We start from the raw sequence: 21373 nt of genomic DNA, 5'->3' as shown, positions 1-21373 counted from the left end.
TTCTTTATGGCTAGTTGGCTTTTTGTACTTTAAAGCCATAATAAGTGCCAAACTCACCTTCAGACTCATGGTATACAAACAACATGTCATTAGCATACCCAGCGCCATTTAGATGATTATGTGAGCGTAATTTTAAGTCTTTGGGTAGCTCGCTTTTACCTATGAATTTGCCAGTTAAATCAAATACAAGTACGGCCTTGTGGTCGATATCCAGTAACTCGAACTCTTCACCTTTAATGCCAGTATAAGCCACAAAAAAATCGCTAACATCATCAAATGCTACGCCAGCTTTAGTGAGATCCAAATTAATTTCACTGATTTGTTCTCTGACTTTTAAGTCGACTACCAGTACTTTATTGCTTCGTCCTTGCTTTGCATAATACAGGTTCTTTTCTGCGTTATAGCTAGGCATGGTATTGGCGTCACCAAAAGCAGGATTAAAACCAAATACATCAGAAGAGGTGTCTTTTACTTCGCCTGTTTCTGTCAGGTCAATTGAGAAGATGCCAGTATTTGGAGAGAATCCACCGAAACTAGAAATGTTGTAAGTGATGGTTTCTAGTTTGTTAGAGTTTGAGTTGTAATAAATTGAGCGGTTGTCATAACCAGGTTTTGCCGAATTAATATATTTACCTTCATTGTCATAAGCATGAATTTGAGATCTGGAAACTGGCGCCTCTGTATCGCTACCCATAGGAGCTAACCCACCGTCAGCAATGTAGTAACGCTTTAAGCTAGGGATATAAGCCACCGTCATTGGGCGTGTGCTTGGTTTTTGTGTCAGTGGGATTTTAATACCAACTTGCGCTTCAGGAAAAATCGCTGCTTGTGAGGTTTGTAGCGCGGTAGCAAATGCAATTGAAACTATCACTTTAGAAATACGCATCATTATTCTTTCTTTTAAAACTTAGTATATAACGTTAGGTTTAAACCAAGACTGAGTTTAGTCAGCCTATTGTTCTGAATCGTTCAATTCAAATTTATGCTGCAGGGTGCTTCTCGATCAGCATGGCATCGCCGTAACTAAAAAAGCGGTAATGCTCATTAATAGCATGTTCATAAGCTTTTTTAATATTATCCATCCCCGCAAACGCAGACACTAACATGAGTAGGGTGCTTTTAGGTAAATGAAAGTTGGTAAATAGCCGATCCACTACTTTAAATTGATAACCTGGCGTAATGAATATATCGGTATCGCCGTTACCCGCTTGAAGATTGCCATTAGTGTTAAATTCAGTCACTCTAGCAGCGCTTTCTAAAGCTCGAAGGGCAGTCGTACCAATGGCTGTTACTTTTGCGCCATTTGTCTTAGTGGCGTTGATCATATCAATGGTTGCTTGTGAAATACTATAAAGCTCGCTGTGCATTTTATGCTCATTAATGTTATCCACTCGCACAGGTTGAAAAGTACCAGCGCCAACGTGCAGGGTAACATAAGCAATGTTGATGCCTTTTTGTTTCAGTGTATCTAACATGGCATCGTTAAAGTGCAAACCTGCGGTTGGAGCGGCCACCGCACCTAGATGTTTGCTGAAAACCGTTTGATAACGCTCTTCATCATCACTAGTGGCGCTATGCGTTATATACGGAGGCAAAGGCAAGGCGCCATGTTGTTCCAGTAAATCTAATACAGAGGTTTCACTTAAAAAAAGAAGTTCAAATAAATCGTCGTGTCGTGCAGTAACTTCAACATCAAAAGCGTTTGATAAAGTTAAGCGAGTGCCAACTTTAGGCGCACGTGATGCTCTAATTTGCGCATATGCGGTATGTTGATTAATCACCCGTTCAATCATGACTTCAACACTGCCGCCTGTATGTTTCACGCCAAATAAGCGAGCTTTGATGACGCGCGTGTCATTAAACACTAATAAATCACCGGCTTGCAGGTGTTCCGGTAAGTTGATAAACATATTATCAGCTAGTTCACCTTTACTACTATTGAGGTGCAGCATACGGCTGGCCGTTCTCTCAGCGGTGGGGTGCTGCGCAATTAATGCGTCAGGTAAATAAAAATTGAAATCTTCTGTTCTCATAAATGCTATAGCTTGCTATAATGGCGACCGTTGCAATTATACAGTAATGTATATTCCCAAATGCCCGGGTGGCGGAATTGGTAGACGCACGGGACTCAAAATCCCGCGCTGGCAACAGCGTGCCGGTTCGATTCCGGCCCCGGGCACCAAATAAAACTATGGCTTACATTTTTGTAGGCCATTTTTTTGTCTATTTTCTGAAAATTCAAGCTAATGTATTGAATTTGCACGTTTAAAACGTAAGTTAATTACGGTGTGTTCTTATCAATATTCCTAATCCGTGCAGCTAAATATTCACATTAATGTTGTATTAGTATTTCTAAATTGTTACATAAGTGTAACTTTTCGCTTGAGCCAGATTGCTTTTTATGATACTTTTGACATGCGTCAAATTGTCGCATGTCAAAGAAGTGTAAGAAAATTTAACTAAATAAGTTTTCTGGATGAAGGACGGTCTATGGCGATAACTGATTTAGGTTACAAAATCATTGCTAGACATAATAATTCACTTACGCCTAAAGCCGGAGTTAAGCTTCTTTTGGCATTGGCAGGCATAGTTTTAGTAGTAGGTTTCGGTTTCGCTCGCATAGGTGCTTGGTTGGTGTTGCCATTTGCGGGCTTGGAAATAGTGGCATTTGCGTACGCTTTTCATTATATCTATTTGCATTCAGGTGATTTTGAAAGCATTACCATACAGAATGACAGTATTGTTGTAGAAAAAAGAGATTATAAAGAAGTCACTACAACAGTTTTTCAGAGGCATTGGGCGCAAGTTAGTTTGCGTGAAGTTGCAAGTGTTGGTGGAATAATTGGTAAGAGCGGACTTTTTATTCGTTCGCATGGAAAAGAAGTTGAGTTCGGTAAAAACTTTATGAATGACGAGCAGCGTGCCCTATTGGCGTGTGAGCTCAAACAAAAATTAAAAAATATTGATTAATTAGTTTTGGAGCATGTTTTATGCAGGTATTTAGAAAAATTGGTTTAGGTGTTTCAGCAATGCTGGTTTCATTCAGCGCCTTTGCTGATTATTCATGGAATTTCCCTACACCAGCTACCCCTATGGCATTAGATACTTTGCATGTGCATAACAAGTTCATGCTGATTTCTATGGCTATTTTTGTTTCTGTATTAGCTATCATGATTTATTCTATTTTTGCGCATCGCAAGAGTAAAGGCTTTAAAGCAGTTGCTGATAAAGCGCCATCTACAGCAGTCGAGATTTTTTGGACGCTGATCCCATTTGCAATTCTTCTATTAATTGACTTCGTTATTATGGGTATACCCGCTTATCACAGCGTGATCATGATGGAGAATACGCGCGAAAAAGCAGATATGGTCATCAAAATCACTGGCTCACAATGGCGCTGGCAGTATGAGTATTTGGATGGTGACGCTAAAGGAATTAAATTTGTAAGTAACCTATCAACACCTAAAGAGCAGACTGATAAGGGTTTTGATGGTAAAAAAGATGAACACTACTTACTTGAAGTGGATAATCACTTAATTTTACCAGTAGGTAAAAAGGTACGTATTTTGATGACCTCTACAGATGTATTACATAACTGGTGGGTTCCTCAATTTGGCTCTTCACGCGTTGCAGTGCCTGGTTTTCTTCGTGAAACATGGGTTCAAGTTGAAAAAGAAGGTACTTATCGCGGTCAATGTAAAGAGCTATGCGGCAAAGGTCATGGTTATATGCCTATCGTAGTAGATGCGGTGCCAGCAGAGGAATATAAAACTTGGGTTGCCACTAAGAAAGATGAGTTGGCCAAAGCTTCTGCAGGTGCTGACAAAGAGTGGACGAAAGATGATTTAATTGCAAATGGTAAAGGTGTTTATGAGAAAAACTGTGCTGTTTGTCACCAAGTAACAGGCGCTGGTCTTCCTCCAGCATTCCCAGCATTAACAGGTAGTAAAATCGCTAATGGTTCAATTTTTGGTGCTGATGGAAAATATTTAAAAGATAGTCATTTGGATCGTGTTTTAAATGGTAAAAATGTCATGCCATCATGGAAAGCATTGTTGAACGATACTGAAATTGCATCTGTCATTACCTATGAACGTAATGCTTTAGGTAATAGTGTTGGCGACGTGTTGCAACCTTCGCAAGTAAAAGCGGCGCGTCAGTAAATAAGCGCGATTAAAATTTTAAGCATTAACTATTAGTTATTTAGTTTGAGTAATTAGGAGAAAGCAATGAGTACAACAACGGTAGCACATCATGATGATCATGCTGAACATCCGACAGGGATTATGCGTTGGCTAACCACCACGAACCATAAGGACATCGGGACGATGTACTTAACGTTTTCACTGATCATGTTCTTTGTGGGCGGTGCGATGATTTTAGGTATTCGTGCCGAGTTATTTAAGCCAGGTTTGCAATTGATGAATCCAGAGTTTTTTAATCAATTGATTGGTGTTCATGCGCTTATCATGATTTTTGCGGCATTAATGCCAGCAGCGACCGGTTTTGCAAACTGGATGATTCCATTACAAATCGGTGCGCCTGATATGGCTTTACCGCGTTTGAATAACTGGGGTTTCTGGCTACTTCCTCCTTCAGCAATTCTTTTAACCTTACCATTCACACTTGCTTTATTTGGTATTGGTGATGGTGCTTTAGCAACCGGTTGGACATTCTACCCACCGCTATCTGTGCAGGGTGGCATAGGCGTTGATTTCGCGATTTTTGCAGTTCATTTGTTAGGTATTTCTTCAGTACTTGGTTCTATCAATGTGATTGTGACTGTATTTAATATGCGCGCTCCTGGCATGACATTAATGAAAATGCCAATGTTTGTATGGGGTTGGTTAATTACTGCTTTCTTGTTGATTGCGACTATTCCTGTGTTAGCTGGTGCTGTGACTATGCTACTGACTGATCGTCACTTCGGTACGCATTTCTTTGATGCAGCTGGCGGCGGTGACCCAATCATGTTCCAACATTTGTTCTGGTTCTTTGGCCACCCTGAAGTGTATATTTTGTTATTACCAGTATGGGGTTTCATTCCACAAATTCTAGAAACATTCTCACGTAAACCTATGTACGGCTACAAGGCTCAAGTATATTCACTATGGGGTATCGGTGCTTTAGCAGTGGTTGTTTGGGCGCATCACTTCTTTACTGCTGGTATGCCTGTGCCTGCTTTGCTTTACTTTATGTATAGCACGATGGCAATTTCATTACCATTAGCGGTATTGTTCTTCTGTTGGATTAAAACCATGTGGAGAGGCTCTATGAGCTTTGAAACACCTATGTTATTTGCAGTGGGTTGGATTATATTATTTGGTATTGGTGGTTTAACTGGTTTGGTGTTGGCCGATGTAGCAGCTGATGCGCAATATCATAATAGTTATTTCGTGGTAGCTCACTTCCACTACACGCTTTTTGCCGGTGGCATTATGGGGATTATGGCAGGGACTTATTACTGGTTACCAAAAATGACTGGTCATATGTATAGTGAGAAATTAGGTAAACTACATTTCTGGCTGACTGCAATTTCATTCAATATGACCTTTATTCCTCAGTTCTTCTTAGGTTTAGCTGGTATGCCACGTCGTATTCCAGACTATGCATTGCAGTTTGCTGAATTCAATATGATTTCATCAATTGCAGCGTTTACACTAGGTCTGTCACAGTTGCTATTTGTTTACAACATTGTAAGTTGTGCAAGAGGCGGTAAAAAAGCAACTGACAAAGTGTGGGAAGGTGCGCAAGGTTTGGAGTGGACGTTACCTTCACCACCGCCTTACCATAGCTTTACTGAGCAACCAGTAATTAAATAAATATACCAGCTAGGTTCATAAAATTGGGCCTAGCTGTTTAGTAATAAGAATATGACTCGGGTAAATATGAACGACCAAGAAGCGAAAACTAAACGTAGCAATAAAAAGATCGCATTAGTTTTAGGGGGCATTGCTTTGATTTGGTATGTGGTGTCTATGTTTTCAATATGGCATTAATTGAAGAGCCGAAAGTAGAAGCACCTCAAAATTTAACAGCTAAAGAGCAGTTAGATTTAAAAAACAAAAAATTAGTGCGTAAGTTATTGTGGTTAGTTGTTGGGTCTTTACTGTTTGCCTTTGCATTAGTGCCTTTGTATGACGTTTTATGTAGTCTTACTGGCTTAAATGGCAAGACACAAAACACTGCTGCCTTAGTGGCTAAAGCTAAAGTTGATAACACTAGATGGGTAACTGTACAGTTTACTTCAAGTGTGATGCCAGGATTAGGTTGGAATTTCTATCCTAAGCAGACCAGTATTAGACTGCATCCTGGGCAGATAGAAACAGTGCTATTTGTGGCAAAAAATATTACAAATGAAGTGGTCGTTGGTCAAGCAGTACCAAGCATCACGCCAGGTATAGCAGCAGCTAATCTTAAAAAAATTGAGTGTTTTTGTTTTGTAAGGCAATCACTCAAACCAGGCGAAGAAAAAGAAATGCCATTAAGGTTTTTTGTAAGCCCTGAACTGCCAAAAGATGTATCTGATATGACATTGTCATATTCATTCTTTCCAGCAGTGAGTCAAAGTAAATAGAATTAGTAATAAGTGTAAGTAGTTTCAGGCGAGGAAATGGCGGCTATAAGCCATTGTGAATTTAAAATATTTATAAAAATGCACAGGAGTTATTGCATGGCGACACATTCTAACAATCAATATTATGTACCTCACGGTAGCGTATATCCGTCTATCATTTCTGTAGGCTTACTATCGTTAGCATCAGGTTTTATTTTTAGTGTAGCAACCGATAGAAGTAAAGAGTTAGCGTATTTGCAAGCACCTGGTAAATGGATGATGATATTAGGCGCGCTTCTTATTCTAGCTATGGTATTTAAGTGGATGGGCTCAGTCATCACTGAAAATATAACTGGTAAGTTTAAGGGCTGGGAAGATAAGTCATTTCGTATTGGTATGATTGTATTTATTTGCTCTGAAGTTGCATTCTTTGCGGCATTCTTTGGCGCATTATTTTATATGCGCGTTATTTCAATTCCTGATTTAGCTGGTTATGACCTAGACATTACGCCTTATAAAGACTTCTTGGGCGCTTGGCCTACATCTGGTCCTGGTGGCGTAGTGCTTGGATCCGAGTATAAACCCGGCATACTACATCCAATGCAAGCGTGGGGCTTACCAGCCATCAATACCGCTTTACTGCTAACTTCAGGTGCAACTATTACTTGGGCGCATTGGGGGTTAATTAAAAACAATCGTAAGCAGTTAATTATTGGCATGGCACTTACGGTAGCGCTTGGTATTTCATTCTTAGCATGCCAAGCAATGGAATACCATGAGGCCTATACAGAAATGGGTTTAACATTGAGGTCGGGTGCCTATGGCGCTAGCTTCTTTATGTTAACTGGTTTCCATGGCTTCCACGTGATGCTTGGAACTATCATGTTGATTGTCATTTTGATTCGCTGCATGAAGGGTCATTTCACACCTGAACATCACTTTGGTTTTGAAGGTGTTGCTTGGTATTGGCACTTTGTTGACGTGGTGTGGTTGGGTCTGTTTATTTTCGTATACTGGCTGTAAATCATCTAAATAAAAAGGGCGATGCAACAGCATCGCCCTTTTTATTTTGTTTTATTAATCGACTAATAATGATTTAAAGCGGGTGGCCAATCAAACCAAACTTTCCAGCAATTAATAAAAGAATAAATAATAGAATTGACAATCCAATTCGAACAGTCAATGCTTTAACGGTTCTATCACCACCGGTTTTGTCCTTAGATAAAAAGAATAGAGCAGAAAATAAACTGCCAACAATAACAATTAAAGTTAATACAACAATGATCTTTATTAACATAACTTTGTCCAATTAATCTTTAAATAAGCATTATGAGACTCTAATGAAACAATTGCAATTTAGAATGTACCGCTATGTTTTTCAGCCGACTTTAGTTGGCGTGGCTGTTACTTTCATATGCATTCCATTGTTTATTAAGCTTGGCTTATGGCAATACAACAAAGCACAACAAAAGCAGGCTATACACGAAGCCTATGATCAGGCAAAGCTAGATGAGGCTTTGAAATTTCCATTAGGTCTAACTGACAGTAAAGCTATCAATGTTGAGGATTGGAAGTACAAGAAAGTGACTGTACAGGGTGTGTATGAAACAAAGTATCAGTTTTTGTTAGACAATCAAGTCGAGGGTGACAGGGTGGGTTATCATGTGATTACGCCACTAAAAATCGATAATGCTAATGAGTATGTGCTGGTCAATCGGGGCTGGATATTAGGTAAGGATACGCATACCGAGTTGCCAGTTTTTAGTACTCCAGCAGGCAAGCAAACGCTAACCGGCCAGATATGGGTGCCTAGTAAAAAGATTTTTACTCTGGAGAGTTCTGATAACCAATCTACAGCCAATGCTCAATCTGTTAATCAGCCTTGGCAGCAAGTTTGGCAGAACATGAATATGGCAAAGTATAAACAAAGCGTGCCGTTGGTAGTTTCAGAGTTGGCTATAAAGCTAGATCAAGATAGTCATGCGGGTGGGTTTGTAAGAAACTGGCAGATTCCCGCTGAACGAATTACGAGTAATCTAGGCTATGCGTATCAATGGTTTGGTTTCGCATTTACTGCATTGTTAATATTTATTTATGTGAGCACAACTAAAGTTAGATCAGAAATTAATGCGGATAATCTGTAAACAAATTAGACGCAACGTATGAGTCAAGGCCTTCATTATTAATTATCAATTTTACTATTAGAGCGATACATGCAAAACGAGAAACAATTAACTGAATTGGAAATACAAAGTAAAGGCCGTAAGGTGTTTATGTTGATGGTGGTATTTTTTGTAGTGCCTGTCATCGTGGTGATATTGATGTATCAATTTAACTGGAAACCAAATGGCAATAGCTTGGGTGAGTTGGTTAATCCACCGCGCTTATTAAGCAATCCAAAAGAACTCACGGATAATCAAGGCTTAGTGCTGACAGATCAGTTCTGGAAAACCAAATGGAGTATTGTTTATGTGGCCGATCATTGTGAACAAACTTGTTTGAATAAACTACACGATTTACGTCAACTACATGTTTCTCTTTACAAGGACATTGAGCGCGCACAGCGTGTGCTGATTACTAATACACAGGATGTTGCGAAGATTAAAAATGATTACCCTGACTTAATTATCATTAATAAACCAGAAGCCAACGTTTCGAATCTTGCTCAGGAGTTTCAAGTTAAAGCAGAAAATCCAATGAGCAGTGATCGAATCTACTTAGTGGATTCACTGGGTTATTTTATGATGAGTTATCCCGCAAGTTTTCCTTTGGCAGATGTGCGTAAAGATATAACTCGCTTATTAAGATATTCTTGGGCAGGTTAAGCATGTACGGAAATTCAAAAAGTTTTAAATGGTTCAGAACGTTAGTCTTGATAGGCGCTATGCTCGCTTTGGGTGTTGTTGTGCTAGGCGCATACGTTAGACTTACTGATGCGGGCTTAGGCTGTCCAGACTGGCCAGGATGCTATGGCACACTTACGGTGCCACAAAGTGAGGCGGCTATTGCCAGCGCACAAAGTGCTTATCCAAGCAATATGATTGTAGTTGTTAAAGCATGGCGAGAAATGATTCATCGCTACTTTGCAGGTACTTTAGGTTTAATCGTATTGGCGATTTTTGCCCTTGGCTGGAAGGCTAAACGAGAAATCAAATGCTCACCTTGGACGCCAAGCTTCTTACTTATATTAATTGCATTTCAAGCTATGCTTGGCATGTGGACCGTAACAATGTTACTAAAACCTGCCATTGTTAGTTCGCATTTGCTTGGGGGAATGTCTACGTTAGCTATACTCACTTGGCTAGCGCATCGGCATTGGGGGCATTACTCTGCCACTATCATCACCTCAACTCGATTAAGAGTCGCGATTCGCATTGGATTATTGGTACTGTTTATGCAAATTTTTTTAGGCGGCTGGACTAGCACTAATTATGCCGCTTTAGCCTGTACAGACTTCCCAACATGTCACGGTGTATTTTTTCCAGAAATGGACTTTAAAGATGCGTTCCACATGGTACGGGAGCTTGGCCAAGGCGCTAATGGTGGAGCATTAACACTCGCATCCATCACGGCTATACAATGGACACATAGATTAGGTGCTTTAATCACTTTCATTTACTTGGGTTTATTAGTACACAATATCTTAAAGTACTGGCAGTTGAAACGCTTAGCGGTTATTTTATTGATTGTTCTTTGTGCTCAAATCTCATTAGGTATCGCTAACCTATTATTACATTTACCCTTAGTATTAGCCGTTGCGCACAATTTTACAGCTGGGTTATTGATCATTATTTTAGTGACAATTAACTCCAAAATAACTGGATACAAAAAGTAGAGATTAATCAATGATAGTTGAATTAAATGAAAACAAGCGAGAAAGTAAAATGAGTAATGTTGTCAACGCTGTGCAAAATATAGGACTAAGCTTTAAAAGCTTCTTCTCGCTATGTAAACCTAGAGTCACGTCGCTTATTGTATTTACCGCGATTATCGGTATGTATCTCGCTAAACCTGCTGAACTGCCTATGTACTGGCCATTACTAATTGCAACAACTATTGGTATTGCGTTCGCTTCTGGCGCTGCTGCCGCATTTAACTGTCTAATAGAGCATAAAATTGACGCGATTATGGCGCGTACACGTGCGCGTGCTTTGCCTACAGGGCAAGTTTCTTCAACGCAAACCACAATATTCGCCACCATACTCGGCAGTACTGGTTTGGCCATTTTGTATTTTTACGTTAATCCACTTACCATGTGGCTAACTTTCGCGACATTTGTAGGATATGCAGTTATTTATACAGTATTTTTAAAACCAGCCACTCCGATGAATATCGTCATTGGCGGTGCATCGGGCGCTATGCCACCAATACTCGGTTGGGCTGCTGTCAACAATAACGTTTCACCAGAGTCATTGATCATGTTTTTGATTATATTTGCTTGGACACCTCCCCACTTTTGGGCGCTAGCATTATATCGACGTGAAGAATACGCAAAAGTAGGCATGCCGATGCTACCAGTGACGCATGGCGAAGCATTTACCCTATTACATATATTGCTATATACCATTATTTTGGTCGCGGTATCACTCATGCCTTATGGGCTTGGAATGAGCGGGTTATTCTATTTAGTCTCAGCAATTATTCTGAACGTGATTTTTATGGCCTACGTGATTGGTCTTTATCGTCATTATTCTGATGATCTCGCTAAAAGAACATTCAAGTATTCGATCATTTACTTAACACTGCTTTTTGCAGCGCTGTTAATTGATCACTATTGGGTGTTTTAGCTCGATTGGATTAATTGAAATAAATATATTAAATACTTAAGCTGCAGTAAATGTTGATTTTATTTGGCTCGAGTATTGATGCAAATGGCGCTAAATCGATGTGAATCTCACACAAATTTCATGCCGTTAGTACTAATGGACTAACGGACAATTGTCGTTAGTACTAACGGGCTATTGTCGAATAAATCCAATTTAGTAATATGTGGTTGTACTTAAAGCAGGCTAAAACTAATTAGATGCTTTTCACAAACTTGCTAAATATTGGATGAATCATGAAAACACGTCAACTTATACAATTGGGTTTATTAGCCGCTTTAACAAGCACATCGCTAGCAGCCAACGCTACAGCCAACACTTTCAACACTATCTACGGTACAAATTTCGGTACAGGTAGCAGCTACTCAACGACTTTCCTAGGTGATATTAACACTACTTTCTCTGCAAAAGTAGGTGCAAGTGATGGTAAATTTAGTTATAAGCCTGCACAAGATGGCTATCAAGGTGTAGGCGTTTCTCCAAAGTCTGGTTCAGAAAGAACACCTGGAGAGATTGATATTGGTGAGTCTGTTAATGCCAGTTTTTCTCATAGTATATTCATTAAAAACTTCACATTGGGTTTATTGTTTGATGGTCCAGAATACGGTGATGTGAATGAAAAAGCGCAGATTACCGCAACGTATTTCGATAATTCAGTGCACAGCTTTACATTTACAGCTACGGGAAAAACTACCGGTATTTGGACGGGTTTAGGTAGTTTTGTGAATTTAAGCAAGGCTGAAGATGGCAAAGGTGGCGTTTGGAGTATTAGTGACCCGTTTGGTAATGTTCGTGTTAAGTCGCTCTCATTCACTGCGCTTCCTGGTGTATGTGGCAAGGCGGGTGGTTCATGTACGAATCAATCTGATTTCACTTTGATTAGTGTATCTGCAGTGCCAGAGCCAGAAACTTACGCCATGATGCTGATCGGTCTTTTGGGTGTGGGCTTTATGACACGTAGAAATAAGCAAGCTTAATAGCTTAGTACGTATGGACTATTGTTCGCTAACAGCTAATAAGGTCTAATGGTTTTCAGTGAGATTAAGTTTTATAGCAATTTTTGTCGGTTTTAAAAAAGTTAGATTCAACAGTATTTTCGGTTTAATTTTTTAATATTTAATTAGGGGTAATATCATGAAATCTTTAAAGTTAAGAACTTTAGTTTTAGCTGCTGGTTTAGTTGCAGCTTCTTTATCAACAAGTGCTAGTGCAACAGTAGATACCGCAGTTGCGGTTTCAGATGGTTACACATTTACAGGTCATTTTACTGGTTCCGTAGATGACTACATTCCACTACCACTATCGTTTAGTGATTTAATCGGCACTCTATCTGGTTCAGTAGCTGATAAATTTGGCAAAAGTATTTCTTTTACAAGCTTTGATCTTGTTGATGCCATCACTCATGTCACGGTGATTGCTGGAACAGTTTTTGACGGATCAAAAGCTAGTTTTGGTTACTTTGATGGCTCAACATTATCAGGTAGCTATGCTTTGCATATTGCTGGTACTAGTGTTGGTGCTGCAAAATATGCAGGTACATTGTCAGTTTCAGCTGTTCCTGAGCCAGAAACATATGGCATGATGCTTGCAGGTTTGGGTTTAATGGGTTTTGTAGCGCGCCGTCGTAAATCTGTATAAGCTTCTTTAACAGATAAATCTGTTAGTAGTTGTAACAAAAAAGCCCATTCAGTGAATGGGCTTTTTGTTGTACGAATGCTTATTGCTATGGCATTTGTAAGTAATTTGGTCGTTAAAGTCAGGTTGCTAATACATGTAAATATTCAGCTGACTAAATATTCCCATTGCATCAATAGTTTGAAGACTGCAAAAATATTTCATACGTATTTAACTATAGCAAACATACAAAATCTCCGAAATCACATCGGCAATAAGCTTAGCTAGTGCTCTAAATATTTCAGTAGGTATATTAATTGGATAGAAATATTGCAGTGTAAATACACTTAATGGACTTACAGAATCGCCTAAACTAATGTTAGGTTATTCCCCAACTGCGTATTGTATACAAACCCAAGTATTATATTTTATGTAGTCTTAAGCTATATGACGCATAGTCAAATCACATTTGCTAGTGAATGCGCGCACGCAAAAAATTATGCCGCTGACACCGCAGCTGGGTATTTATACTGTCTTAGTTACTACTAATGCAGTAACTAAGCTAGCAAGTTTACCAAAGCAGAAATAAGTGAGATATATAAGGTATTTAATAAGCATTCTTCTCCCCCTTAAATACAACGCTTACAGTTCTAAACACAATGTATATATCTAATTTAGGACTCCAATTGCGGAGATATTCTAAGTCAAAATCAATACGTGCCTTCATTTTATCCAGTGTTTCTGTCTCTCCGCGTAATCCATTCACTTGAGCCCATCCTGTGATACCCGGCTTAACTTTATGACGAATCATATAGCCCTTGATCAGCTTGCGATACATTTCATTATGAGAAACAGCGTGTGGGCGTGGCCCAACTACACTCATGCGACCTTGGAGTACATTGATAAACTGTGGTAATTCATCTAGGGATGATTTGCGTAGGAAGGCGCCAAGCTTTGTAACGCGCTGATCATTTTTTGTTGCTTGAGTCACTGCGCCACCGTCTTCACAAACAGACATTGATCTAAATTTATAGACAAGTATTTCTTTTCCGTCTAGACCATATCTGCGTTGTTTGAAAATAACTGGTCCCGGTGAGCTTAACTTAACGCCGATTGCAATAATAATAAGTATTGGCAGTATCAATATGAGTATTGCTAATGAAAATGCAATGTCTGCTGTGCGTTTGATAACGCCATTAAAGCCTGTGAACGGTGTTTCGCATACAGCAACAACAGGAATATCATCAATTTGCCCCATGCGTCCTTGAATCAGGTCTGTCATGAAGATATCAGGGATAAAATAAATTGAAGCCGTAGTATCTTTAAGATCGTCAAGCAACTTAAGTATGCGCGGGTGACCAGACATTGGCAGGGATAAATAGATTACATTAACTTGATGCGTTTTAATGTAATCAGCCAATTCATCGATTTTTCCTAGAATTGAAACGCCAATATTGCCGTTAAGCAATACGTCGATGTCCGTATTTTCCGCAACACGCTTTAAAGTTCGATCCTCGAAAAATCCGATAATATTCGTGGATTGAAGTTTCGTATCATTTAATCTAAGCGCAAGCTCGATGCTCTGTTCATTAATGCCAGCAACTACAGCTTGCTTAACGGGGCCTTGAAGTGTCATGATAAGTGGCGCTATGCTTCTAAGAAGCAGTAGTGCAAGTATTTGCATGATTGGTGTTAGAACCACCCATAAAACAATAGTCTGAGTGGAAAACAAATACATGTAACGAGTGGTATACGCAAAGAGTATCAGCAATGAGGATAGCATAATCCAAGTGAAGACTATATTCATTACAGCCTTGTTGATCGGGAGACTTAGTTTGGACTCCCCTGGATACGAGAGGAAAAAGATAATCAGTGAAAGGAAAAGGTATATTGGGCTTAGTTGGCCTTCTTGAATAAAAGCAACTGCCCATAATCCGATAACTGCTACTAATGGGTCTGTTAGTGACTCTGTTATTGAAAGAATGTTGTCGCGTGCTAGTCTAATGCCTGATGCTTTACGAACGAGAGGAAGTTGGTTTTTATTGCTCATTAAGATTGGTATATTCGATTATATTTTGTGGCAGCTTGCGCTCGATTTAAAACATCTAATTTTTTAAAAATACGCTGCAAATGTTTCTTAACAGTGAATGCACTGATGTTAAGTATCATTCCTATCTCGTGATTGGTTTTACCCATTTTAACCCAAAGCATAATTTCGGACTCTCTGTCTGAGAGTATATCAATAAATTCACTTTCTGATTCGTTCTGTATCGATTGCACAACTGGAAGTTGCTCAGGCAGGTGTTCTAGTTGTCTTAGAGCCGAATCGATGTAGGGCAGAAACACTGGCATCATCTTACTGGTACGATTAAGTATTCTAGCTGAAGCATTAATGAAAACATATAAGCAGTCATGTCCGCCCCTAAAATCTTTTATACCATGAACGATAGCACATTTCATTTTTTGTAGGTTAATATTAGCTTCAATACAGCCTAACTCGTGCTCGTGAAATATACCTTTATCTACGTTGAGGGTGAAAGGCGACTTGGAATTTTCAAGCCAATATTTAAAAAGACTTTGTAATAGTGCCGTTAAGTTTTTGCTGGAAATCTTACCAGTTCTAACACCAGGAAGTGCTGAAACAATATCAACATATACTATTCCCAGTGAGAAGTCACCCCAAGCAGCAATCATTACTTCGTGAGGAATATAGCGTTGGAAATCGCCTTGCAACCAAAATAGCAACTCAACATGTGAACGAATATGCAAAGACTCTTGAATGAGCTTCTTGAGTCCTGACTCACGCCTATTCATTAAATGCTCTTCTATTATCATGTAAGGTTTCTTTTCAAGTGGAAAAACCCTTTCAGCAGTCATTATATTTGGTTATAGATGCATTCGGACTATTGAAAGTGATGTTTAAAGGTTATATTATCAAACAGAAATATTTTGAATGGTAATACTTTGTAAAATTAATAGATGCAGTGCGTATTATGCATTAAACGTGCCAACTTTTATCTACTATAATAGTTACAAATGTTGTATGGTGAAACTTGGCAAGGCTTGTCCCAGTATTAGAGTAACTTTGGGTGCTAAATGAAATTATGAAAAGAGAAATTATGGAGTTGCATCCAGACTTGGTTTATTTAGGCGGGGCAGATCAATATGAAGAAGAGATTTTTGAAATAATTGAAGATATTAAACTTTTTGAGGCTTTTAGCCTTGATGAAGTAAGGACTTTGTGTCAGTTGATGCATTGCTATGCGGCGCCCAAGGGTATAACCTTGCTTAAAGAAGGTGATGCTGGCGACTACTTAATATTAATATTAACGGGCAATGTTGAGGTTACTAAAACTATTCCAAGTGGGGAGGTTAAATTAATATCGCAAGTTGGTGTGGGTGCTACTCTCGGTGAGATGTCTATGATAGATGGGTGTCCAAGATTTGCCAGTTGTGTCACAGTTTTGCCAACGGATTTTGCTGTTTTAACTCGTGAAACATTAAATGATGTTCTTTTGCAAATGCCTCGATTAGGCAATAAACTCTTACTCACTTTATTGCAGACTATGAGTATTAGGCTTCGCGAAGCGATTGTTGAGTCAAAAGTAGATCTGTCTAGTGGGTTATATGTTGCATCGCTTTAAATCCCCTTTTATGTTGTGCAGACACAATAAAAATGCGTTGTTGAAATTTACTTTAGTCGCTTCTTGGCTGTTGTGTCAATTCGCAACTATTTCGGCTTACGCAGATAGTGACGATACAATCAATTTTTTGATAGGTGCCGATTATAGACATTATGATAATTTGTTTTTGTTGCCGGATGGACAAAACCCAGGCGGAGGAGCCGAGCGGTCTGATAATGTACTGAAAACAAATTTTGGTATTAAAGTAGATAAGAAATATTCGCTACAAGAGTTCAAGTTTGATTATTCTCATATTGATAATAAATATGAGAATGCCGATTTTTTAAACTTTAACTCTAATAATTATAAAGCTGTATGGCTTTGGTCGCTAACTCCTAGTTTAAGAGGGAACTTGTCATCGGAACGCAATGTTGATTTGATACCGTTTCTTGATAATAGAAACTCAAATGCGCAAAATATACGTACAATTGAAATGCAAATGTTTAATTTTGATTGGTCCCCACATAATGTTTGGCATTTACTGGGGGGCTACACTAAGCTCGAAAGTGTCAACAGTCAGACATTTTTACAAGAAACCAGTTTCAAACTTAATGGAGGGGAAGTTGGTGTAAGGTATTCATTCCCGTCTGACAGTTTTATTGCATTAAAGTTACGCAAAAGAAATGGTGAGAATCAGGAAATTAATCTTCCGAATCAAATTGGTAAAGATTTTTCTGAAAATGAAGCAGAGTTAAGTGCGTTATGGAAGTTGTCCGGTAAATCTAAGTTAACTGCTAATTTAGGGCATAATGTTCATGCGGATGATACGTATGTTTTGCGAGATTTCTCTGGGTATTTTGGAGGTTTTAATTATTCTTGGGATGCTAGCGCAAAACTAAATATAGGTTTTGATGTGACCAGAAAGCTTGCATCTTATCAAGACTTCACTAGCAGCTATACAGTTAACGACGTATTAAGCATAAAGCCAACTTGGGCTTTAACTTCAAAAGTAGTGCTAGGAGGTTATGCTTCGGTGAGCAAAAGGAAGTTCCTTGGTGACGGTCCTTTAACAAACTTAGCAACGTCCACTAGGGTTGATGATGGAATTACGTATGGTGTTGAGGCTACTTGGGTGCCAAGAAGTACCATGAGGTTTGGTATTAATTTGCAACATGATGAGAGAGACTCAAATTTTGCTGATAGAGATTTTTCATCAAACACGGTTGGACTCAATGGACAACTTACTTTTTAACCCACTTTAAAGGTTTTTACTCTGATGAATAAAATTCTAAAACTTAGTCTAGTTGTTATTTTCTGTAATTTAGCTGCGTGTGGTAAAGGTAGTGAGAAGGTTGCGAACTCACAAATAGCCGCTAAAGTGAACGGCGTAGAAATTACAACGCATCAAATAGATTCTGTGATGAAGAGTGCACAGAACGTAACTGCAGAAAACGTTTCAGAATTTCGAAAAAAAGCTTTAGATAAGCTGATTGATCAGCAACTTGTGCTAGATAAAGCAAGCAAAGAAAGCTTGGACAGAACACCGGATGTCATTTTAGAGATAGAAGCTGCTAAAAAAGAAATATTAGCAAGAGCCTATTTGAAAAAGATGTTGGCTAACTCCTCAGAAATAAATGATAGCGAGTTTAGAAAGTATTACGACGAGCATACAGAGCTGTTTTCTAAGCGTCGTATATACAATTTACAAGATATCAGCACTCAAAGTAATGAGCAGACACTTGAGTTGTTAAAAGAAAATGTGAATGCTCAGAAGTCTATGATGGATATTGCAGAGAGTCTTAAAGCTAAAGGTATTAAGTTTTCAAGTGGCTCATTTACCCGACCTGCGGAACAGCTACCGTTAGATATTTTACCTAAAATGCAGATGCTAAAAGATGGTGATATGTTTGTTTGGCAGTCAGGTGATATTGCTCATGCTATCAAATTAACTAGTATTGAAGAGTCTCCAGTGGGTTTGACCGAAGCTACTCCAATGATTAAAAATTACTTTATCAATACGCGTGGCAAGCAAATTGTTGAAGATAAAATCAAAAAATTTCGTCAAGAAGCCAAAATTGAGTATCTAGGTGCTTTTGCAACTCAGTCTGAGGGTAGCCAAACAAAAGTAACAAGTGATAAAACAGAAGCTGCATCAAATCTTACTGAAGAGCAAAAGAAGTCAAAGAAAGACTCAACAATTGAAGCTGGTGTAGCAGGTTTAAAATAAGCATGATTAGATCTTATAACTTTTTATTCAAGGACATATCGTGAAACTACGTTTTTTAAGATTCATCACTGTAATAGGCTTGTTTTTGACAATCATGTCGGTTAATAACATAGCTAAAGCAGAGGGTAAGCAAGACTATTTACTTGGTGCTGGCGATTCGATTCGCATTAATGTTTTTCAGAATCCAGAGTTAACAACTGAAACGCGAGTTTCAGGTACTGGGTTAGTGACGTATCCTTTAATTGGTGAAGTGAATGTTGGTGGAAAGAGCATTCAAACAGCAGAGCAATTAATCGCTCAGGCGCTTATTAAAGGCGGATATGTAAAAGAGCCGCAAGTTAACATCGTACTGTTGCAAGTCCGAGGTAATCAAGTGGCTGTATTGGGTATGGTAAATAGGCCTGGACGTTTCCCACTTGAAACATCGAACATTCCGCTTAGCCATGTTTTAGCAAATGCTGGCGGAGTAACACTCAATGCAGGAAACGGGATGGCTGTTTTATCTGGAATGCGTGACGGACTGCCCTATAAATATGAGGTTGATCTTGCTTCACTATTTCTTGGAGATAAAAAAGCAGAAGATGTTCTGGTAAGTAATGGTGATGTGATTTACATTACGCCTGGAAATCAGGTTTCAATTATAGGCCAGGTGTTGCGTCCAGGCAGGTTCTCTTTAGATGGCGTGAAAATGCGGCTTGTAGATGCGCTAGCAATGGCGGGTGGTATGGTTCCTAGTGCGTCAGATTCTGTCGTTGTTACTGGAATGCGCGATGGGCAACCATTTAAAAAAGAATTTGATGTTGCAGGACTTTTTCTATCCAATGAATCTACTGAAGATATATATGTCGTTGCGAATGACCAAATCTATGTGCATCGTGCACCCGTGTACTATATTTACGGTGAGGTACAACGTCCAAGCAGTTATAGAGTCGAACGAAATATGACCGTAGTGCAGGCTTTAGCTCAAGGTGGTGGACCAACCGTGCGTGGTACGCAACGCAATATTAAATTAATGCGCCGTAATGATGCTGGCGTTATAGAAAAGGTAGTACCTAAGTTGACTGACTTGATTAAAGCAAATGATGTGTTGTATGTTGAAGAAAGTCTATTTTAGGGATATTTATGAATTTGCTTCAATTTTTATTGATATTAAAGGCTCGTTATAAAGTTATTTTAATTACTTTCCTTATTACAGTATCAACTGCAACTGTAGTTACTTTATTGCTGTCCAAGAGCTACACTGCAACAACCTCGTTATTACTCAACTATAAAGGCATGGATCCAGTAACTGGCATGGTGTTGCCTGCACAGTTAATGCCAGGTTATATGGCAACTCAGAATGATATTATACAAAGTCGAAATATTGCATTGAAAGTTGTTAATCAGCTAGGGCTAGATAAATCTGAGCAAGCGCAGACACAGTTTAGACAAGCTAGTAAAGGTTCTGGTGATATTAGGAATTGGTTAGCAGATTTATTGCTGAAAAATTTAAGTGTAAAGCCATCGAAGGAGAGTAGCGTTATAGAAATCTCTTTTAATAGCGCTGACCCTAATTTTGCAACTGTTGCAGTAAATTCATTTGCCGAAAACTATCAACAAACTAGTGCACAGTTAAAGGTTGCCCCAGCTCAGCAAGCTGCTGGATATTTTGGACAGCAAGTTAAAGTTTTAAGAGATGATTTAGAGCAGGCGCAGTCAAGATTGTCAGCGTATCAGCAAGAAAAAGGTATTACTAATCCTGAGCAAAACTTAGATATAGAAAACATGAGGCTGAATGAGTTGTCTGGGCAGTTGAGTATGGTACAAGTTGCTTCGATAGACTCCCAATCACGCAGTGCAAATGCCCAGAGAAGTTCGTTGGATTCGCCTGATATTGCATCCAGCCCAACAATACAAGGTCTAAAGTCTGAGTCTGCTCGCGCAGATGCTAAATTGGCAGAGTTAAGTCAGCGTTTGGGTAAAAATCACCCTGCTTATAAATCTGCTGAAGGCGAAGCTAATAAAATTAGAAGTCAGCTGCATGAAGAGGCTCAGCGTTTATCAAATAGTATTGGTAACTCAGCTAGCATCAACCAGCAACGCGAGGCACAACTTCGCTCTCAAGTTGAAAGTCAAAAGAAGAAGGTATTAGGCTTAAATCGGCTGAGAGATGAAATGAGCGTTCTGCAGAAAGATGTGGAAGTTGCGAAGAAAGCTATGGATGCTGTGACCCAGCGCTTTAGTCAAACGAGTATAGAAGGACAATCAAATCAAAATGATATATCCATTTTAAATCCCGCCATCGTTCCTACCAGCCCTAGTAGCCCAAGAGTTTTGCTAAATATAGTTTTGGGTGCCTTTGTTGGACTAGTGCTGGGCATAGGCTTTGGACTATTTGCAGAGCTATTGGATAGACGTGTTCGCGGTAGAGATGATATTTCTATCATTTTAGGCGTACCAGTATTTGCCGTGATTGAGGGCAATAGCACAAAGACGAATGAAAACTTATTGCTAGGGCAAGCAAGAAAATTGCTTACTTCTAATTAGAAAT

Annotated in this window: 21 protein-coding genes and 1 tRNA gene; 17 read left to right on the top strand and 5 right to left on the bottom strand. The window is 39.1% G+C overall.

Annotated features, from left to right (window positions below; all coding sequences use genetic code 11):
- Window positions 1-10: 10 nt before the first annotated feature.
- The gene (locus M301_RS11555) at window positions 11-889 is read right to left on the bottom strand and encodes a hypothetical protein (RefSeq protein WP_013148965.1); all 879 of its coding nucleotides are present in this window, start codon (window positions 887-889) and stop codon (window positions 11-13) included.
- A 91-nt stretch (window positions 890-980) separates the two neighbouring features.
- A complete protein-coding gene (gene queA, locus M301_RS11550) occupies window positions 981-2033 on the bottom strand; it encodes a tRNA preQ1(34) S-adenosylmethionine ribosyltransferase-isomerase QueA (RefSeq protein WP_013148964.1) in 1053 nt (350 codons plus the stop codon).
- 62 nt (window positions 2034-2095) lie between these two features.
- Here queA and M301_RS11545 point away from each other — a divergent pair.
- From M301_RS11545 to M301_RS11520, 6 genes are all read left to right on the top strand, one after another.
- Window positions 2096-2182: transfer RNA gene (locus tag M301_RS11545), tRNA-Leu, on the top strand.
- Between the two features lie 308 nt (window positions 2183-2490).
- Window positions 2491-2970, top strand: a complete 480-nt coding sequence (locus tag M301_RS11540) for a DUF2244 domain-containing protein (RefSeq protein WP_013148963.1) — start codon at window positions 2491-2493, stop codon at window positions 2968-2970.
- Window positions 2971-2990: 20 nt separating this feature from the next.
- Window positions 2991-4163 carry a cytochrome c oxidase subunit II gene (gene coxB, locus M301_RS11535; protein WP_013148962.1) on the top strand — a complete coding sequence of 391 codons (1173 nt, stop codon included), beginning with the start codon at window positions 2991-2993 and terminating at the stop codon, window positions 4161-4163.
- A gap of 66 nt (window positions 4164-4229) precedes the next feature.
- Entirely contained in the window at window positions 4230-5822 is a 1593-nt protein-coding gene (ctaD, locus tag M301_RS11530; RefSeq protein ID WP_013148961.1) for a cytochrome c oxidase subunit I, read from the top strand.
- A 167-nt stretch (window positions 5823-5989) separates the two neighbouring features.
- Window positions 5990-6577: a cytochrome c oxidase assembly protein gene (locus M301_RS11525; RefSeq protein WP_049769977.1), complete on the top strand. Its 588-nt coding sequence runs from the start codon at window positions 5990-5992 to the stop codon at window positions 6575-6577.
- Between the two features lie 96 nt (window positions 6578-6673).
- The gene (locus M301_RS11520; RefSeq protein ID WP_013148959.1) at window positions 6674-7579 is read left to right on the top strand and encodes a cytochrome c oxidase subunit 3; all 906 of its coding nucleotides are present in this window, start codon (window positions 6674-6676) and stop codon (window positions 7577-7579) included.
- Between the two features lie 73 nt (window positions 7580-7652).
- Here M301_RS11520 and M301_RS11515 read toward each other — a convergent pair whose 3' ends face one another.
- Window positions 7653-7853, bottom strand: a complete 201-nt coding sequence (locus M301_RS11515) for a twin transmembrane helix small protein (protein ID WP_013148958.1) — start codon at window positions 7851-7853, stop codon at window positions 7653-7655.
- Between the two features lie 43 nt (window positions 7854-7896).
- Between M301_RS11515 and M301_RS11510 the strand changes: the two genes are divergently transcribed.
- The 6 genes from M301_RS11510 (at window position 7897) to M301_RS14300 (ending at window position 13017) form a co-directional block, all read left to right on the top strand.
- Window positions 7897-8700, top strand: coding sequence for an SURF1 family protein (locus M301_RS11510; protein ID WP_013148957.1), 804 nt, complete (start codon window positions 7897-7899; stop codon window positions 8698-8700).
- A gap of 69 nt (window positions 8701-8769) precedes the next feature.
- On the top strand, window positions 8770-9381 hold the full coding sequence (locus tag M301_RS11505) for an SCO family protein (protein WP_013148956.1): 612 nt from the start codon (window positions 8770-8772) through the stop codon (window positions 9379-9381).
- Between the two features lie 2 nt (window positions 9382-9383).
- Window positions 9384-10391: a COX15/CtaA family protein gene (locus M301_RS11500; RefSeq protein WP_013148955.1), complete on the top strand. Its 1008-nt coding sequence runs from the start codon at window positions 9384-9386 to the stop codon at window positions 10389-10391.
- Window positions 10392-10440: 49 nt separating this feature from the next.
- Complete coding sequence (gene cyoE, locus M301_RS11495) at window positions 10441-11343, top strand: heme o synthase (protein ID WP_041360130.1); 903 nt, start codon at window positions 10441-10443, stop codon at window positions 11341-11343.
- 272 nt (window positions 11344-11615) lie between these two features.
- On the top strand, window positions 11616-12356 hold the full coding sequence (locus M301_RS11490; protein ID WP_013148953.1) for a PEP-CTERM sorting domain-containing protein: 741 nt from the start codon (window positions 11616-11618) through the stop codon (window positions 12354-12356).
- Window positions 12357-12513: 157 nt separating this feature from the next.
- Window positions 12514-13017 carry an FxDxF family PEP-CTERM protein gene (locus tag M301_RS14300; protein WP_013148952.1) on the top strand — a complete coding sequence of 168 codons (504 nt, stop codon included), beginning with the start codon at window positions 12514-12516 and terminating at the stop codon, window positions 13015-13017.
- A 583-nt stretch (window positions 13018-13600) separates the two neighbouring features.
- Here the strand turns inward: M301_RS14300 and M301_RS11480 are convergent.
- Together M301_RS11480 and epsA are read right to left on the bottom strand one after the other, a co-directional pair.
- On the bottom strand, window positions 13601-15043 hold the full coding sequence (locus M301_RS11480) for an undecaprenyl-phosphate glucose phosphotransferase (protein ID WP_013148951.1): 1443 nt from the start codon (window positions 15041-15043) through the stop codon (window positions 13601-13603).
- The gene (epsA, locus tag M301_RS11475) at window positions 15043-15828 is read right to left on the bottom strand and encodes an XrtB/PEP-CTERM-associated transcriptional regulator EpsA (protein WP_041360127.1); all 786 of its coding nucleotides are present in this window, start codon (window positions 15826-15828) and stop codon (window positions 15043-15045) included. The genes M301_RS11480 and epsA overlap by 1 nt, the downstream gene beginning before the upstream one ends.
- 269 nt (window positions 15829-16097) lie before the next feature.
- Here epsA and M301_RS11470 point away from each other — a divergent pair, with 269 nt between their 5' ends.
- The 5 genes from M301_RS11470 (at window position 16098) to epsF (ending at window position 21369) form a co-directional block, all read left to right on the top strand.
- Window positions 16098-16637 (top strand): cyclic nucleotide-binding domain-containing protein, encoded by a 540-nt coding sequence (locus tag M301_RS11470; protein ID WP_238524640.1) that lies wholly within the window; start codon window positions 16098-16100, stop codon window positions 16635-16637.
- The gene (epsL, locus tag M301_RS11465; RefSeq protein WP_013148948.1) at window positions 16621-17868 is read left to right on the top strand and encodes an XrtB/PEP-CTERM-associated polysaccharide biosynthesis outer membrane protein EpsL; all 1248 of its coding nucleotides are present in this window, start codon (window positions 16621-16623) and stop codon (window positions 17866-17868) included. The genes M301_RS11470 and epsL overlap by 17 nt, the downstream gene beginning before the upstream one ends.
- Before the next feature lie 24 nt (window positions 17869-17892).
- Window positions 17893-18843: an EpsD family peptidyl-prolyl cis-trans isomerase gene (locus tag M301_RS11460; protein ID WP_013148947.1), complete on the top strand. Its 951-nt coding sequence runs from the start codon at window positions 17893-17895 to the stop codon at window positions 18841-18843.
- 94 nt (window positions 18844-18937) lie between these two features.
- A complete protein-coding gene (locus tag M301_RS11455) occupies window positions 18938-19957 on the top strand; it encodes an SLBB domain-containing protein (RefSeq protein ID WP_148218605.1) in 1020 nt (339 codons plus the stop codon).
- Between the two features lie 8 nt (window positions 19958-19965).
- Window positions 19966-21369, top strand: a complete 1404-nt coding sequence (gene epsF / locus M301_RS11450; RefSeq protein ID WP_013148945.1) for a chain length determinant protein EpsF — start codon at window positions 19966-19968, stop codon at window positions 21367-21369.
- Window positions 21370-21373 lie beyond the last annotated feature (4 nt).

The sequence above is a fragment of the Methylotenera versatilis 301 genome (genome assembly GCF_000093025.1).
GTDB lineage: Bacteria > Pseudomonadota > Gammaproteobacteria > Burkholderiales > Methylophilaceae > Methylotenera > Methylotenera versatilis.
Note: the sequence above shows the minus strand (reverse complement) of the source record. Positions and strands in the feature narration are given on the sequence as shown.